The sequence below is a fragment of the Metabacillus rhizolycopersici genome, assembly GCF_020075705.1.
This window is the reverse complement of sequence record NZ_JAIQUM010000013.1, coordinates 11,757-27,404: the sequence shown is the minus strand read 5'-3', so window position 1 is coordinate 27,404 and position 15,648 is coordinate 11,757. Positions and strand designations below refer to the sequence as shown.

14 protein-coding genes and 1 pseudogene are annotated in these 15,648 nt (G+C 36.8%); 6 read left to right on the top strand and 9 right to left on the bottom strand.

Annotation, left to right across the window (positions count from 1 at the left end):
* Positions 1–41: 41 nt before the first annotated feature.
* Both licT and K9V48_RS08325 read right to left on the bottom strand, forming a co-directional pair.
* Positions 42–887 (bottom strand): BglG family transcription antiterminator LicT, encoded by an 846-nt coding sequence (gene licT / locus K9V48_RS08330; protein ID WP_224138301.1) that lies wholly within the window; start codon positions 885–887, stop codon positions 42–44.
* A gap of 337 nt (positions 888–1,224) precedes the next feature.
* Entirely contained in the window at positions 1,225–1,935 is a 711-nt protein-coding gene (locus K9V48_RS08325) for a GntR family transcriptional regulator (protein WP_224138300.1), read from the bottom strand.
* A 182-nt stretch (positions 1,936–2,117) separates the two neighbouring features.
* Here K9V48_RS08325 and K9V48_RS08320 point away from each other — a divergent pair, with 182 nt between their 5' ends.
* The gene (locus K9V48_RS08320; protein WP_224138299.1) at positions 2,118–4,016 is read left to right on the top strand and encodes a beta-glucoside-specific PTS transporter subunit IIABC; all 1,899 of its coding nucleotides are present in this window, start codon (positions 2,118–2,120) and stop codon (positions 4,014–4,016) included.
* Positions 4,017–4,029: 13 nt separating this feature from the next.
* On the top strand, positions 4,030–5,469 hold the full coding sequence (gene bglA / locus K9V48_RS08315) for a 6-phospho-beta-glucosidase BglA (protein ID WP_224138298.1): 1,440 nt from the start codon (positions 4,030–4,032) through the stop codon (positions 5,467–5,469).
* Between the two features lie 176 nt (positions 5,470–5,645).
* On the opposite strand, the gene K9V48_RS08310 is transcribed toward bglA, so the two are convergent.
* Together K9V48_RS08310 and K9V48_RS08305 are read right to left on the bottom strand one after the other, a co-directional pair.
* Positions 5,646–6,473, bottom strand: coding sequence for a Cof-type HAD-IIB family hydrolase (locus tag K9V48_RS08310; protein WP_224138296.1), 828 nt, complete (start codon positions 6,471–6,473; stop codon positions 5,646–5,648).
* A 43-nt stretch (positions 6,474–6,516) separates the two neighbouring features.
* Positions 6,517–7,314, bottom strand: coding sequence for an HAD family hydrolase (locus tag K9V48_RS08305; RefSeq protein WP_224138294.1), 798 nt, complete (start codon positions 7,312–7,314; stop codon positions 6,517–6,519).
* Positions 7,315–7,346: 32 nt separating this feature from the next.
* On the opposite strand from K9V48_RS08305, the pseudogene K9V48_RS08300 reads away from it, so the two are divergent.
* Positions 7,347–7,589, top strand: a pseudogene (locus K9V48_RS08300) (IS4 family transposase); the annotation flags it as partial.
* Between the two features lie 38 nt (positions 7,590–7,627).
* Here the strand turns inward: K9V48_RS08300 and K9V48_RS08295 are convergent.
* Positions 7,628–8,956, bottom strand: coding sequence for a 6-phospho-beta-glucosidase (locus K9V48_RS08295; protein ID WP_224138292.1), 1,329 nt, complete (start codon positions 8,954–8,956; stop codon positions 7,628–7,630).
* A 303-nt stretch (positions 8,957–9,259) separates the two neighbouring features.
* Here K9V48_RS08295 and K9V48_RS08290 point away from each other — a divergent pair, with 303 nt between their 5' ends.
* Entirely contained in the window at positions 9,260–9,985 is a 726-nt protein-coding gene (locus tag K9V48_RS08290) for a MurR/RpiR family transcriptional regulator (protein ID WP_224138291.1), read from the top strand.
* Between the two features lie 272 nt (positions 9,986–10,257).
* Here the strand turns inward: K9V48_RS08290 and K9V48_RS08285 are convergent, their stop codons facing one another.
* The 4 genes from K9V48_RS08285 to K9V48_RS08275 all read right to left on the bottom strand — a co-directional run bounded on the left by K9V48_RS08285 (position 10,258) and on the right by K9V48_RS08275 (position 13,284).
* Positions 10,258–11,166, bottom strand: coding sequence for an EamA family transporter (locus tag K9V48_RS08285; RefSeq protein WP_224138289.1), 909 nt, complete (start codon positions 11,164–11,166; stop codon positions 10,258–10,260).
* Positions 11,167–11,464: 298 nt separating this feature from the next.
* A complete protein-coding gene (locus tag K9V48_RS08280) occupies positions 11,465–11,641 on the bottom strand; it encodes a YozQ family protein (RefSeq protein WP_224138288.1) in 177 nt (58 codons plus the stop codon).
* A gap of 103 nt (positions 11,642–11,744) precedes the next feature.
* A complete protein-coding gene (locus tag K9V48_RS29025) occupies positions 11,745–11,867 on the bottom strand; it encodes a hypothetical protein (protein WP_263432772.1) in 123 nt (40 codons plus the stop codon).
* A 178-nt stretch (positions 11,868–12,045) separates the two neighbouring features.
* Positions 12,046–13,284 carry a S1C family serine protease gene (locus K9V48_RS08275; RefSeq protein WP_224138286.1) on the bottom strand — a complete coding sequence of 413 codons (1,239 nt, stop codon included), beginning with the start codon at positions 13,282–13,284 and terminating at the stop codon, positions 12,046–12,048.
* Positions 13,285–13,623: 339 nt separating this feature from the next.
* Here K9V48_RS08275 and K9V48_RS08270 point away from each other — a divergent pair, with 339 nt between their 5' ends.
* Positions 13,624–14,289, top strand: coding sequence for a response regulator transcription factor (locus tag K9V48_RS08270; protein WP_224138284.1), 666 nt, complete (start codon positions 13,624–13,626; stop codon positions 14,287–14,289).
* Positions 14,286–15,635, top strand: a complete 1,350-nt coding sequence (locus K9V48_RS08265; protein WP_224138282.1) for a sensor histidine kinase — start codon at positions 14,286–14,288, stop codon at positions 15,633–15,635. Before K9V48_RS08270 ends, K9V48_RS08265 begins: the two co-directional genes overlap by 4 nt.
* Positions 15,636–15,648 lie beyond the last annotated feature (13 nt).

Below are 15,648 nucleotides of genomic sequence, written 5' to 3'. Positions count from 1 at the left end.
AGGTTTTGCCTGCCAAACAGTAACAATCCTTTGTTAGTGTGCTATGCTTTTTTCTCACGATTGGAAACACGATGAATATGAATCATGAAATACACCATTTCATCCTTCGTCATTTTGACATTATAATTTGACTGCAAATATGTTTGTACTTTTAAAGTACATTGATAAGCATCAGGATACTGCTTGATCACCTGATCGAATAACGAATCGCCACCTTCATGCGATAATTCTCCTCTTTGTATGCGGTAGGCAAAATAGCGTAAATGTGTTATAAATCTGCTGTAATTCATAGAGTCTTCATCAAATGTAATTCCAAAATGATACTTCACTATAGTAATAATTTCATTGACAATTTTCGTCATCACCATCGTTTGTTCCATACCGACTGAATCTTGACGAGCATTAAAAAGATGGAGAGCTATCGACGCACTTTCATCTTCCGGAATCCGAATCTCCGTCCGCTCCTCAATCATTCGAATTGCTTGTTTTGCTACTTTATATTCATCTTTGTAAAATTTTTTAACTTCCCACAAAAGAGCATTCTTAATTGTCAGTCCTTCTTGAATTCTTGTTAACGCAAAATGAATATGATCCGTCAACGATAAGTAAATGCTTTCATTTAACTGACTTCCTAATTCTTTTTTCGCTAATTCTATAATGTCGTTCGACAGTTCAAAGTGTTCGAGTGGAATTTCTTCAAGCAGTTGTGATAGCTTATCAGAGACATTTTTTGAATGAATAGTAAAAGTTTTTTCAATTTTTGTTTCATCAATTTCATCTCTAATTTTCTTCTGAAATGCTAGTCCACGGCCCATGACAACGATTTCTTGCTGTTTGTCATCTTCTGTTAATATTACGTTGTTGTTAAAGATTTTTTTTATGAGCATAATTTGTCACCTTTTGACTATTATTTTTTACAAAAAAAACCTGAACAGATTCCAAAATTACAGTATAACTGTAACATTCGAATCAATTCAGGTTTTGCCTGCCGAACAGTAACAATCCTTTATCTTGTACTTAATATACACGAAAATGGTTGCGTTTGCAAGTATCTTTTACTAGTTTCTAAAATGGAACAGGCCGGTAAAAATAGGTAGGATAGCTCATTTATCACAGGATTTTGCAAAAAGGAAACTCACGTAGGACGAATCTTTCAATTGAAAGGGCAGGAAATGGCAACAAAAATAGCTTGATTTCCCTGAAAAAGAAACCAAGCTTATATTTTTATAAAAATTGACTATTCGTTTGGATGAAGAACTGCGATTGTTCATAGTTATAGGTAACTTTTGAAAAGTCGAATGGTTGACCATTGGTTAAATGAAAAAGGGTTTCGACGTAAAGTTTAGGTTCTCCCTTTTTTAAACCTAAATACTTCGCTTCTTCCTCATTTAGCTTATCTACATGAAGGTACATATCTGAAAAACCAACCTTTAATCCTAAACCTTCCCTAATATAATAAAAGATTGATTCAGAGGCAATTTCTTTATTCAAATAGGTAATGATGGATTTATTATAAAATGATTCTTCTAAGCATAACGTTTGACCGTTAATATATCGAACCCTCTTTATATAATAGACATCTTCATTGAGTTCAATATTTAAAGCGAGAGCCACTTCTTTCGTTGGTTTTCTCACTTCTAATTCAATCACTTCTGATGTTATATTAAAATCTTCAAGATTCTCTTTAAACCCTTGATTAGAGAGTAAACTAATATATCCTTTTCTCTTATGCCTTCTTACAAAAATGCCGCTGCCTCTAACCTGAAAGACAACTCCTTTTTTCTCTAACAGATCCAATGATTTTGTAATCGTGCTTTTACTAACTTCAAACTGCGCCATTAATGTTTCTAATACAGGCAGTTTATCTCCCTGCTGGAGGGCATTATCTTCAATATACTTTTCAATTTCTGCTGCAATTTGCTGGTATTTTAACATAAACAATCCTCATTTATATATTGGTCTTATGCAATATCAACATTATAGCATAAACTCAACAAAGACCTTCCTTCTGAATTATATATAAATAATTTTTTTGTTTGAGTATTGATTAATTATACCGGTACAATTATAATGAGTGCACAATAAAAAATCAAAACGATATTAAAGGAGGGTTTAAAATGTCAGGGAAAGTAAGAGATTATTCTCAGCTTGCAAAAGATATTTTAGAAGCAGTTGGCGGAGAAGGAAATGTAATTGGAGCGACACGCTGTGCTACCCGGTTAAGATTGGTACTGAAGCGGTCGGATCCAAAAGCAAAAGACAAAGTAGCCTCTATGCCAGGCGTTATTACGGTGGTAGAAAACAGCGGCCAGTTCCAAGTCGTCATTGGCCAGCACGTAGGAGAAGTGTATGAGAAGTTTTCAGGGCTGGTGAACTTGGAGGAGTCAGATGAACAAAGTGAAAACAAAGGAACGATCGTAAACCGTATTATTGCGACAATGTCGGCTGTTTTCGCTCCATTTGTATACATTTTGGCAGCGGCGGGTATTTTGCAGGGCGCATTAATCATCATTAGTTTATTATTCAGCGGCTTTGCCGAAACAGGGACTTATCAAGTATTTAGTTTTATCTCGTGGGCACCATTTACGTTCCTACCGATTTTTATCGCCATTACAGCCGCCAATCATTTCAAAACTAATATGTATATAGCAGTCGCTTGCTGTGCGGCATTAGTAAGTCCCACTTGGGCAGAAATAGCTGCTCAAATCTCAGAAGGAAGCAGCATGAACTTTTTAGGACTGGCGCTATCTCCAACGACATATACGTCTTCGGTACTGCCGCCATTATTTTTAGTGTGGATCTTGTCTTACCTTGAGAGATTTTTAAATAAGAGAATGAATGAAGTCGTTAGACCATTACTTGTTCCATTTTTATGCATGATTATTATGGTACCGCTCACAATCTTGTTAATTGGTCCTATCACAACAATGGGAGCGAACGGAATTGCGAATGGCTACAACTTCTTGGCGGAGAATGCGCCTGCTGTAGCTGGAGCTATCATCGGCGGATTCTGGCAGGTCATTGTTATTTTCGGCGTTCACTGGGGTATTACACCAATGGTATTAGCGAATTTTGAGCAGTATGGACGCGACTCATTCCAGGCGTATCAAACGATTGCCGTTATTGCACAAGTAGGTGCAGTGCTTGGTGTTATTTTAAAAGCGAAAAGCAAGGAAACGCGTAAAGTCAGTGTTTCAGCTGGTGTAACAGGGCTGTTTGGTATTACAGAGCCAGCGATTTATGGAGTAACATTACGATTTAAGAAGCCGTTTATTTTCGGTTGTATCTCTGGTGCAATCGGTGCCGTTGCTGCAAGCTTCTTTAATCCTTACTACTTTGCTTATGCAGGACTGCCAGGACCGCTTACGATTGTAAACGGCATCAGTTCAGATTATCCAACGTCAATCTGGGGAATTTTACTAGGCGCTGCGATTGCGATTGTTCTTCCTATTGTGTTGATTCAAATCTTTGGTTACGGTGAAGATACAGCGAAACAAGTAGACGATAAACGTACAGTAGAAAAAGAAGGGGTTTCTGCACAATCAACTAACCCTGATAACAATGAAGAAGCAGTATACGCTCCGTTTACTGGCAAAGTCATCCCGCTTTCAGAAGTACCGGATGAAGTATTCAGCTCAGGCGCTATGGGGCAGGGTCTGGCGATTGAACCGACAGACAACAAATTACACGCTCCGTTTGAAGGAACCGTGGTTATGGTTGCACCAACAAAGCATGCGATCGGTCTTCGTTCAGAATCTGGTGTTGAATTGCTTGTACACATCGGACTCGATACAGTTAGTTTAAATGGAGAACCATTTGAGCTGAAGGTAGCTGATGGTGACAAATTCAAAAAAGGCGATATCCTGATCGAATTTGATCAAGACTTCGTCCACAGTAAAGGGTTAACCACGATTACACCGATTATCGTTACAAATTCAGGTGCTTATCAAGAAGTAATTGTTGAAAACATTCAAACTAGTACATTAAGTGACCGACTGCTTACAGTTGTAAAATAAGGAGGAAAAAACAATGACAAACATGCCAAAAGACTTTTTATGGGGCGGCGCATTAGCCGCCCACCAATTCGAGGGTGGATGGAATCAAGGCGGTAAAGGGCCAAGTGTCGTTGACGTAATGACAGCAGGCGCGCATGGAGTGCCTAGAAAAATTACCGACACGATTGAAGAAAACGAGTTTTACCCAAATCATGAAGCGATTGATTTCTACAATCGCTACAAAGAAGATGTTGCCCTGTTTGCAGAAATGGGCTTGAAATGCCTGCGGACATCAATCGGCTGGAGCCGCATTTTCCCGAAAGGCGACGAAGTGGAGCCAAACGAAGAGGGACTGCAATTTTATGATGATTTATTTGATGAACTATTAAAGCATGGCATTGAGCCAGTCATTACGCTGTCTCACTTTGAAATGCCGCTACACTTGGCCCGTGAATACGGCGGATTTAGAAGCAGAAAAGTAGTTGAGTTTTTCGCCCGGTTCGCCGAAGTGTGCTTTGACCGCTATAAAGATAAAGTAAAGTACTGGATGACGTTTAACGAAATCAACAACAAAATGGATGTAAACAATCCGCTGTTTTTATGGACAAACTCGGGTGTAGCTGTAAAAGAAGGCGAAAATGCGAAAGAAGTGATGTATCAGGCAGGGCATCATGAGCTGCTTGCCAGTGCACTAGCAGTCGCAAAAGGAAAAGAAATTAATCCGGAATTCCAAATCGGGGCCATGGTTTCTCACGTGCCGATTTATCCTTTCTCGTCCAATCCAGAGGACGTGATGTTAGCGGAAGAAGAAATGAGACAGCGTTATTTCTTCGCTGATGTGCATGTGCGCGGCTATTACCCAAGCTATGCATTAAAAGAGTTTGAAAGAGAAGGATATAACATTCCATTTGAAGACGGTGATGAAGAAATCTTACGAAATGGTAAAGTTGATTACTTAGGTTTCAGCTATTACATGTCTACAACGGTTAAAAGCGATGTGGAAAAGAATAACAGTGGAGATATCGTAAATGGCGGGCTGCCTAACGGTGTCGAAAACCCATACATCAAATCAAGTGACTGGGGATGGGCAATCGATCCGACGGGATTACGCTATACACTGAATCGTTTCTATGACCGTTATCAAATTCCATTGTTTATCGTAGAAAATGGATTTGGTGCGATTGATACGTTAGAAGCAGATGGATCTATTCATGATCCAGAAAGAATCGCTTATTTAAAATCACATATTGAAGCGTTAGAAAAAGCGGTTATGTATGATGGTGTTGACTTAATGGGGTACACGCCATGGGGAATCATCGATATCGTGTCGTTTACAACAGGTGAAATGAAAAAACGTTACGGCATGATTTATGTGGATCGTGATAATGAAGGAAACGGATCAATGAAGCGGTATAAGAAAGATTCATTTAATTGGTATAAAAATGTCATTCAAACGAATGGTGAAGAATTATAATATAACCAAAGTAAACCACTTCGCCTACTAACTTAGTGGTAACTACAACCCGAATAATGGACACTTATAAAAAAGTGCCTTATTCGGGTTTTTGTGTTTCAAGAGATCGAATATGCCCTTTTCTTCTTCAACACTACTGCTCTTTAATCTAATAACAATTTTACACTCTTACATATTTAAATAATTAGATTACTATGGAACGGACCCTGTTTTGCAAAATATTGATCAATTATCTCTAATACACCACTGTCATCATTAGAAGGTGCACGATAGTTTGCGATACTTTTTACTTCGTCGCTTCCATTTTCCATCGCAAACCCGTACTTTACATGTTTTAACATTTCAATATCATTTCCTCCATCACCAAAAGCCAGCGTTTCATCATCTTTAATATTCCATTTTTGTTGTAACAATTGGATACCAGAAGCTTTATGAAAACCAGGAACAATTAAATCTATACTCCCATGGCCACTAGAGACAGGTGTTATGATCGCCCCAATTTTTTTATGAAGTAAATCTCTTAATTGAAGCGTTTCCTCCTCTGGACAAGATAACGCAAACTTTAAAATTTGATCATTAACCTGTTCAAAACTTGTTACCCTCTTTAAGCGGTGATAATACTTATTCATTGTTTCAAAAAAATGATCAGATACACTCTCCAGAACATAGGCACTTTCTTTTCCACATAACACAATTGAAAGTTTTTTATGTGTTACCAGCCCTTCAAGAATAAGCTTTACATCCTTCTTAGGAATATCAACAGAGAATACTTCCTGTCCTTGGTCCACAACAAGAGCCCCATTTTCAGAAACATAACTGATTTCCTCTTGGATTTCACCAAAGAATGATTTCAACTGATAATATTGATTTCCACTTGCAACAACAAATCGAATTCCCTGCTCTTTCATTTTTACATATTGTTTAAAAAATCTCTCAGCATCATATTTCATTTGATCATTAAGAAAAGTTCCATCCATATCTACAGCTATGAGCTTTATTGTCATACCGGTTCCTCCTAACCTAGTTAGCACTCCCGTATTTCTTATTTTACTGTAAAGATAACATTTGAATGATTGTTTTCATGACAGCATCTTCTTCATTCGATCGGGCAATAAAATTCGCAGCATCTTTTAATTCTTGAACGGCATTTCGGACAGCAAAGCTATATGTTGCGCGAGCCATGAGCTCTAAATCATTGTAGCCATCTCCGAATGCCATTGTTTCTTCAGGCGTAACATTCAATATACGCTGTAAGTGTTCAACGGTCGTACCCTTATGAACATTAGCATTTGCAATGTCAATCCAAGCTGCTTCAGAGGCAACAATATAAGCTGACTCAAAAAATGGAAATAGTTTTTCTCTCGTTTCCATACATCTTAACAATGGGTCGTGAATAGTGATTTTAACAAAATCCTCTGTTATTTCATTAAAATCAGATACTTGTCTCACTTGCGCATAGGACCTTCTGACAATAGCTGCTTCCTCTTTGGGGATGTTATCTTTTATTACTGCACCATTTCTTGTACACCCAATAATGGTATGTTCCAAGCTTATGTCCTCAAGTAAACGGATCATTTCCAATCCTAATTTATTACTTAGCAGAGATTCATAAACAAATTCTCCATTATGCTTGATTCGAGTTGCACTATCACCTAAAATCCATAAATCTTCTGAATCATCACCAAATAGCTCTTCTACACGTTCACATTGCTTCCCAGTAACAGGAGCAAAAACAACACCTTTTTCTTGCATTATCTTTTTTACATCTTTGTACAATTCCTTGTTAAAATCACCGCTATTATTCAAGAACGTTCCATCCATATCAGTTAACACTAATTTAATCATATAATTTCCTCCTGCATTTCTAATTTTCGAATAAAATTTTGTTTAAAACGTGGGAGTCGTTCTTTGAAATTGATGAATGTAAAAATAGTAAAAGAGAACACCTAGAGTGTCATTTATATGGACAACTCATTGGCATTCTCCTTTGTTCTTCTACAATGTTTCAAATGCGACAGCTTCTTCTTAAAAAGAAAAATCTAGAGTCGAGTGAATACAAAGCGATTTATATGATTAACGATTACTTTCCGTTACCCTTTCAAGCGATAGCAATTGGCACATTGTTCTAGTGCCATAAACACTAGAACAATTCATCCTTTTACACCTCTACTTTTTGGAAAAACTGTGGTAAATGCTCTTTATGCGCCTCTAACATCTCATCTACTATTTCTTTCGCGATCGTATCAGAAGGAGTTAGCGGATTAATTGTTAAGGCAAGAATAGCTTTATTGTAATCACCAGTCACGGCAGCTTCTGCTGAAATTCTTTCAAATGACTTGATTTGTTGGACTAGTCCTTGAACTTGTACAGGCAGTTCTCCAATTGTCATTGGTTTAGGACCATCTTTTGTAATAATACAACTAACTTCTACTGCTGAATCATCTGGAATGCCTGCAATAGCACCATTATTTCTTGTATTAACTGGCTGAATATCACCTTTGTCTGTATAGATAGAAGTAATTAAACGAACCGCTGCATCAGAGTAGTACGCTCCACCGCGTTTTTCTAATTGAGGTGGTTTTATCGCTAAATTTGGATCTTTATAAAGTTCAAATAATTCTTTTTCTAATCTTTGAACTACTTCGGCACGAGTGCCTTCTGATTTAGCACTTTCAGCATCCTTTTCGATCATGTCTTTCGTTTTGTAATAATACATATGATATGGACAAGTTAGGACATTAAGCGCTTTAATGAACTCTGGCTCCCAACCTAAGCCCTCAATATTTTTAACAAAACTACTATTATTTGGATCTGTTAATAAATCAATCACTTTATCTTTTACACTTTCGCCATCTACATAAACATCTAGCCCATAAACCATATGATTTAGTCCTGCAAAATCAATACGGATGCGAGAATGGTCTACATCTAATAATTTGGCAATCCCCATTTCCATTCCGATCGGCACATTACACAATCCTACGACTTTTTTGATGTTGGAGTAGCGTAGCACGGCTTCTGTTACCATACCAGCAGGATTCGTAAAGTTGATTAACCATGCGTTCGGACATAACTCCTCCATGTCTTTACAGATATCTAAAATAACTGGGATTGTACGTAATCCTTTAAATAAACCACCTGGCCCATTTGTCTCCTGACCAAGAACACCATATTTTAATGGAATTCTTTCATCTTTTGCACGAGCATCTAGTAATCCTACACGAAATTGAGTCGTAACAAAATCGGCATCCTTTAAAGCTTCTCTTCTATCAAATGTTAAATGAACCTCGATTGGAAGACCTGCTTTTTCAATCATTCTTTTCGCAAGGTTTCCGACGATTTCTAACTTTTCTTTTCCTGCTTCAATATCGACTAACCATAACTCGCTAACTGGTAATTCATGATAGCGCTTTATGAATCCTTCTACTAATTCAGGGGTATAACTAGATCCCCCACCAATCGTTGCAATTTTAATACCCTTTGTCATACTCTATACACCTCCGGATAATTTAACAACCAAATAGTTGGTTGCGGTTTGAATAATCCTATCGAAAAGATTTTAATGTAAAGTACCTCTTTTCAACTTCCTTTTTAAAGAAAATAGAAGAACTTATGAATAAATTGTATCTGCATTTAGTAAGAGGGTAAATAAGTTGAGAGCATCTAGTTTTTAATAACAAAGGTAGTCATTTGTTACACAAATGTAACAGCATGTATCTTATTAAGTAGTTGTGTTAAAATCAAGCTAAAGGGGTTAAGATAGATGATTTCTTATAGAGGGAGAATATAAATGTTTACACACGACATAATCGCTTCATTCAATGAGTTAGAAACTTCTTTATACAACTATATTTGTCAAAACAGTGAGAAAGTCGCTTATATGAGAATCCGTGAACTGGCAGATGAAACCCATGTGTCAACAGCTACGATTTTACGTTTTTGCAGAAAAATAAATTGCGAAGGTTTTTCAGAATTTAAAGTAAAGCTTAAAATGCATTTAGGAGAAAATAAAAAGACTATTTTAAAAGGTCCCCACCATTCCGTAATGGAATTTTTTGAGCGAACATTAAAAGGAGATATGGAGGAAAAGATTAAGAAGGCTGCAAGTCTAATTACCAAAGCAGATAATGTCATTTTTATCGGAATAGGAAGCTCAGGTATTCTCGCTGAATATGGAGCAAGATATTTCTCAAGCTTAGGTAAATTCTCGATGTATATTAAAGACCCCTACTTTCCAATTCACGCCAACTTCCGTCATAATAGCGCAACAATTGCTTTATCCGTCTCAGGAGAAAATAATTTTACCGTCACTCATCTTAATCAACTTAAACAAGAAGGAAGCAAAATTATTAGTATTACAAACAATAAACACTCAACCATTGCAAAAATCTCCGAGGTAAACATTCCATATTATGTAACTGAGGAGTGGTTTGAAAACGCTAATATAACGACACAAGTACCCGTTCTTTATATTCTAGAATCAATGGCCCGTGAAATATATAAACTGAATCAATGAAAAGCGAATCAAGAGTTATTGTTGAATTAAGGGGAGCGTTCGTTCAATAAGATATTAAAAAAGACCATACATTTTAAATATGACTAATATGTGTGGTCCTTTTATTATCAACAGTTTTACTTATTTACTATTATTATTTCCTGTGTCTATTTGACAGGTATATTTCGAAGTTGTACGGTATCCTGTCCGATATGATTGAACGTCTCTACACCATCATCGCTGACAAGCCCGATGGCAAGTTTGGTACGGTAGATCGTTTGTAACAACCCTATTCAAAGGGCCTCCTTTTGCTCAGCAACAGAATCGACCTTCCCTTTTTTGTACTTGATATTCCCACTTAATATTCCTCCTAATATAAGCAATACCCCAATCCATTGAGACCAGCTTACATATTCCGACAAAACGATTGAAGACATGGTAACAGCTACCGGAAGTTCGGAAGCAGTTAATATGGTGCCAAGCCCTGGTCCAACATGCGGCATTCCAATTGAAAATAAAAGTGGTGGAAGAGCAACTCCAAATAAACCAAGAAACAGCCCATATGGCCCCAGGCCCGATAAAACAGAAAAGTCAAATAGGAAAGTTGGCGGATACAATGCAAAGACAACTATTAAAGCACCGGTGGAAAGAAGAGCACTTTTTAACACCGGGGGAGTATCTTTCTCAACGGAACCGCTCAGAAAAATGAAAGTAGTAAACATTAGAGAAGCAAGCAATCCCCAAATTGTTCCTTGCCACGAGAGAACGGTTCCCTCTTGTGAAACGATATTTGCAGCTAAACCTGATCCAATTAAAAGAATGGCTATAGAAACAAGCTTTTCTTTGGAAGGCTTTTTCTTATGAAATATCCACTCGAAAATTGTACCAATCCAGACAAATTGAAATAAAAAAATGATTGCTAATGAAGCATCAAGTGTTTTCAGTGACTGATAATAAAACAAACCTGTTAAGCCAAGCGGAATTCCGGATAAGAGCAGTATGAAAATCTGTTTAAAAGTTAATTTCCTCTTTTTTGAAAATAGGAAAACGATCCAAATCAGCACTGTTCCGAAAAAGTATTGTCCTCCTGTTACCTCTGGTGCTGAAAAACCTGCTGAGTAAGCGAGTTTGACAAATGTTGATAATACTCCATAACAGCATCCACCTAAAAAAACAATTAATGCATAATGCAAATTTTTCAAAAATACCCCTTCTTTTTTATATAAAAAAAAGCCACACAACTGTCCTTTGACAGTTGTGTGGCGAAAATAGAGTAACCTCTAGAAAAATCCACGATCTAATTAAGATTTTATTATTCAATTTCGAATTTATTATAAGAAAAGCAATGTTAGTTGTCAATGGAATAATTATTGCTTTTACAAGTTTCATTTTCTTATCCAATACTATAAAGAGGTTGAACACCTAAACATTAATAATGTTAACAGGCATGTTCAACCAGAAGCTGAGATATGTAATTTATTACTCAAAATTACTATTTACTTATTCCTTATTCGCGGTTGAGTCTTCAGTCTCAATTGACCCTTCCATATAACCATCAGATGCTTGTTCATGAGTAGTAGCTAAACCAGACGATAACTCATCTTGACTCTTGTAATCTTCTACTTCATATTCTTTTCCAGCAATTTGATTACTCTCTAACTTAGACTTTTTCTCCACTAATCATCACTCCTATAAAGTTTTAATCCTTTTATTATTTGCTACATGATCGAACACTACGCACCATAAAACTATGATGGATCAACCTCATCAAACGATAAAGTCATAACCTTCGTCGATTCCCCTCTGAAATTTCCTCTTCTGATGCACGTTGATTTAATTCTTGATCATCATCCATTCCAGGTGCAATTTTGTCTGTATCAATTTGGTCCCTATCTCTTTTCATCGTTATCACTCCTTCGAATTAAACATTCCCAAATGTGATTACGAATATACGAGCGTTTCCTCTTTTATAGAAAAAAGCCGACCATATGTGTATATCCAAATCTACAGTAGATCTGAATTATATCTAGGTCAGCCTTATCTATATAATCGAGTAACGGTTATTCTTTCATCACTATATTTTAAGCATTTGTCGCATCACGGTTTGACAGCTTAATAGTGACCGTCATTTCCTTACCTGCGCGGTAGAGCGTTAGTTGTACTTCTTCTCCAATTTCCGTTTCGGTGTAAAGATAATGTCTCAATTCATTTGCACTTGTTACCGCTGTTTCATCCATTGAGACAATAACATCTTGTTGTTGCAAACCAGCTTCGTCAGCTGGTGAGCCTTGTTGAACATTCCCAACAATTACTCCTTCTTTCACATTTTCAGGGAGCTTCATATTCTCGTGTAAATAATATGCTGGGATTTGGCTCATTTCAACGAGGCCTACACCGATAAATGGTCGCTGAACTTTTCCATTTTTCATTAAATTATCCGCAATAGGCATCACCTCGTTACTCGGAATAGCAAAGCCTAATCCTTCCACACCACTTTCACTTATTTTTAAACTATTAATTCCAATTACTTCACCTTGCATATTGATAAGTGGTCCACCGCTATTACCGGGATTAATCGCGGCATCTGTTTGAATGACATTTAGGGCCCAGTCTCCTTCAGATGTTGTCACATCAATTGTCCGGTCAAGACCGCTTATGATTCCTTGCGTTACTGTTCTTGTAAACTCTTCTCCAAGTGGATTACCGATTGCAATAACCTCTTCACCTGTTCGAAGGGCAGAAGAATCACCGATATCTGCAACAACGGTTACATGCTTAGCATCGATTTTAAGGACAGCAATATCGGTTAGCGCATCTGTACCAACTAGTTCAGCATCAACTTTTTCACCGTTAAAAAGAGTTACTTCGATTGACTCTGCCCCCTCAATCACGTGGTTGTTCGTGATCACGTAACCTGCATCACCTTCTTTTTTGAAAATAACACCTGAACCTGTCCCACTTTTCACACTTTCACTTTCACTTTCAGAAAAGTTTCTAAATATATCACCATTTGTTTGTGTTTGCATATTTATAATACCGACAATTGCTGGTGATAGACTATCAACAATGTCTGCAATTGAATTTGTATTATTCGACAAGTTCTGTGTTGAAACAGGGGTTGAATCCTCATTTTGTATCGCTGTTTCAGCGCGATTGTTAGTAGTAGGATTTAATTGATCTTGTTGATCAGTAAAAGTTGTAATTCCTAATACTAATGCACCACCTACCATCCCACTGACTATTGATGTAAAAAGTGGAAGTAAATTTCTTCGTGGTTTTATTTTCTCTCGTTTTATTTCTGAATCGTCATAATATCCCATTATTTGTTTGCCTCCTGAATATTATTTAAACAAATGATCTTATGCTCCTTGTGTGCTAACATATCCGCCTATTACAATTAGAATAACTAATAATGAAACTCCTGTAAAAATAATACCTCTCATTTTCGGAATCCCTTCTTTCTATTTTCAATGATTATGAAAGTCTACTTTTTTGATTTTGTTTTGGTGATTTGCTCCAGCGCTTAGCCGCTTCCGCTTTTCATATTATAACTATACAAAAGGAGTTTGGGATAATAATGAGAGAATTATGGGAAATTGTGAAAAGGAAGATCATGCTCATACATACGATGTATAATAGCCTGGAAAGGTAGTGAACACATGAATTACACGGTTTATTTAGTGGAAGATGAACAAAATTTAAACGAATTACTGACAATGTATTTGAAAAACGAAGGCTGGACAGTCACTTCTTGTTTAACTGGCGAAAAAGCAAAAACGCTCATTAACGAACCGCCTCATCTATGGATTTTAGATATTATGCTTCCAGATATTGATGGCTATCAATTAATTAGAGAAATTAAAGCTACTACACCAGATATACCCGTCATTTTCATATCTGCAAGAGATGCCGATATTGATCGAGTATTAGGGTTAGAACTTGGGAGTGATGATTATATTTCGAAGCCATTTTTACCAAGGGAGCTTGTGATCAGGGCAGAAAGACTATTGTCACGGACATATTCTGAAGAAGCAAGTACACTTATTGCTCTTCCGCCTTACCATATTGACGAACAAGTTAGAATCGCTTATTTACATGGAAATGATTTAAATCTAACTTCAAAGGAGTTTGATTTATTACAGCTTTTTCTCCATAATCAAGGACAAGCATTTTCTCGTGAACAAATCTTAACGAATTTATGGGGATCTGATTATTTTGGGACTGATCGAGTCGTCGATGATCTTGTGCGACGATTACGGAAAAAGATGCCTGATCTTAAGGTAGAAACGATTTATGGGTTAGGATATAGGATGTTAAAGGGATGAAAAATAAACCCTTAGCTTTTCAAATATGGCTTGTTTTCTCGGGAATTCTATTAGCCATATCTTTATTATTAGTTATTCTTTTTCCGACAACATTACGGGGATTCTTCACGATGGAAATCTATAAAACAATTGAAAATGAACAGCTTATTCTAACCGAATATGGAAGCCCTGGCAGTAATACACCTGAATTCGGAGATTTAGCACCACGAGATCGCACTGTTTCACATATGGTCTTACCGATTCACAGGTCTTTTTTCTACTATTCAGATGAACTTCCAATTGAATTTATTAAGCGCACACAGGAATTGGCAGCAAATCAATCGAAAGCGGTTGTACGATATGAAAACAACCTTAAAAATCAAACACTTTTTTATGTTATTCGAAAATTAACGATTAATGGGGAGCAAAGCTATCTCCTCTCCTATTCTTGGGATTCGTATCGCAATGACCTTGTCTATACACTTTTTCGCCAATTGATGATTGTGATGTTTATTGTGTTTATCTTTAGCTGGATTCCATCCATTTGGTTAGCAAGATACTTATCTAAGCCACTTGTTAAACTTGAAAAACATGTGAAGAATTTTTCTGAACAAGAATGGCATGAGCCAGTTGAAGTAGATCGAAACGATGAGATTGGGAAGTTAGGTCATACAATCGAAAAAATGCGACAACACCTTGTTAAAAAAGATGAGGCACAGCAAACGTTGCTGCAAAACATCTCCCATGACTTAAAGACACCTGTCATGGTGATACGCGGCTATGCCAAATCAGTAAATGATGGCATTTTTCCAAAAGGAGATCTAACAAGTACAATGGATGTGATTGAAGAGGAATCAGAAAAGCTTGAGAAAAAAATCAAGGATCTTCTTTATTTAACAAAGCTTGATTTCTTATCAACACGAAAGCCAGTTAAAACGACATTCCGTCTTGATCTCCTGATTATTGATGAGGTCGAGCGAATTAAGTGGGCACAACCTACCCTTAACTGGAAGGTCCAGTTAGAAGAAGCGGTCATTTTAGGTGATGCAGAACAATGGGAAAAGCTTTTAGAAAACATTTTTGAGAATTCGTTACGATATGCCAATAAGGTGATTTCCGTATCCATCACTAAAACAGATGAAACATTATTATTACGCTTATGGAATGATGGATCACCAATTGCTGAGGAAATTAAAGATCGGTTATTTGAACCTTTTCATAAAGGCCATAAGGGTGAGTTCGGATTAGGGTTAAGTATTGTAAAACGAATCGCTAATTTACACGATTCAGAAGTATGGGCCGTAAATGAGGACAATGGGGTAGCTTTTTATACAAAAGTTCCTTTACCACATGAAAAGTTCACTTAATCCGTTTTGATTA

What these genes read in the sequence shown, in the direction of transcription:
- licT (WP_224138301.1), bottom strand. Translation starts at nt 887, where the DNA reads ATGCTCATAAAAAAAATCTTTAACAACAACGTAATATTAACAGAAGAT.
- K9V48_RS08325 (WP_224138300.1), bottom strand. Translation starts at nt 1,935, where the DNA reads ATGTTAAAATACCAGCAAATTGCAGCAGAAATTGAAAAGTATATTGAA.
- K9V48_RS08320 (WP_224138299.1), top strand. Translation starts at nt 2,118, where the DNA reads ATGTCAGGGAAAGTAAGAGATTATTCTCAGCTTGCAAAAGATATTTTA.
- bglA (WP_224138298.1), top strand. Translation starts at nt 4,030, where the DNA reads ATGACAAACATGCCAAAAGACTTTTTATGGGGCGGCGCATTAGCCGCC.
- K9V48_RS08310 (WP_224138296.1), bottom strand. Translation starts at nt 6,473, where the DNA reads ATGACAATAAAGCTCATAGCTGTAGATATGGATGGAACTTTTCTTAAT.
- K9V48_RS08305 (WP_224138294.1), bottom strand. Translation starts at nt 7,314, where the DNA reads ATGATTAAATTAGTGTTAACTGATATGGATGGAACGTTCTTGAATAAT.
- K9V48_RS08295 (WP_224138292.1), bottom strand. Translation starts at nt 8,956, where the DNA reads ATGACAAAGGGTATTAAAATTGCAACGATTGGTGGGGGATCTAGTTAT.
- K9V48_RS08290 (WP_224138291.1), top strand. Translation starts at nt 9,260, where the DNA reads ATGTTTACACACGACATAATCGCTTCATTCAATGAGTTAGAAACTTCT.
- K9V48_RS29025 (WP_263432772.1), bottom strand. Translation starts at nt 11,867, where the DNA reads ATGAAAAGAGATAGGGACCAAATTGATACAGACAAAATTGCACCTGGA.
- K9V48_RS08275 (WP_224138286.1), bottom strand. Translation starts at nt 13,284, where the DNA reads ATGGGATATTATGACGATTCAGAAATAAAACGAGAGAAAATAAAACCA.
- K9V48_RS08270 (WP_224138284.1), top strand. Translation starts at nt 13,624, where the DNA reads ATGAATTACACGGTTTATTTAGTGGAAGATGAACAAAATTTAAACGAA.
- K9V48_RS08265 (WP_224138282.1), top strand. Translation starts at nt 14,286, where the DNA reads ATGAAAAATAAACCCTTAGCTTTTCAAATATGGCTTGTTTTCTCGGGA.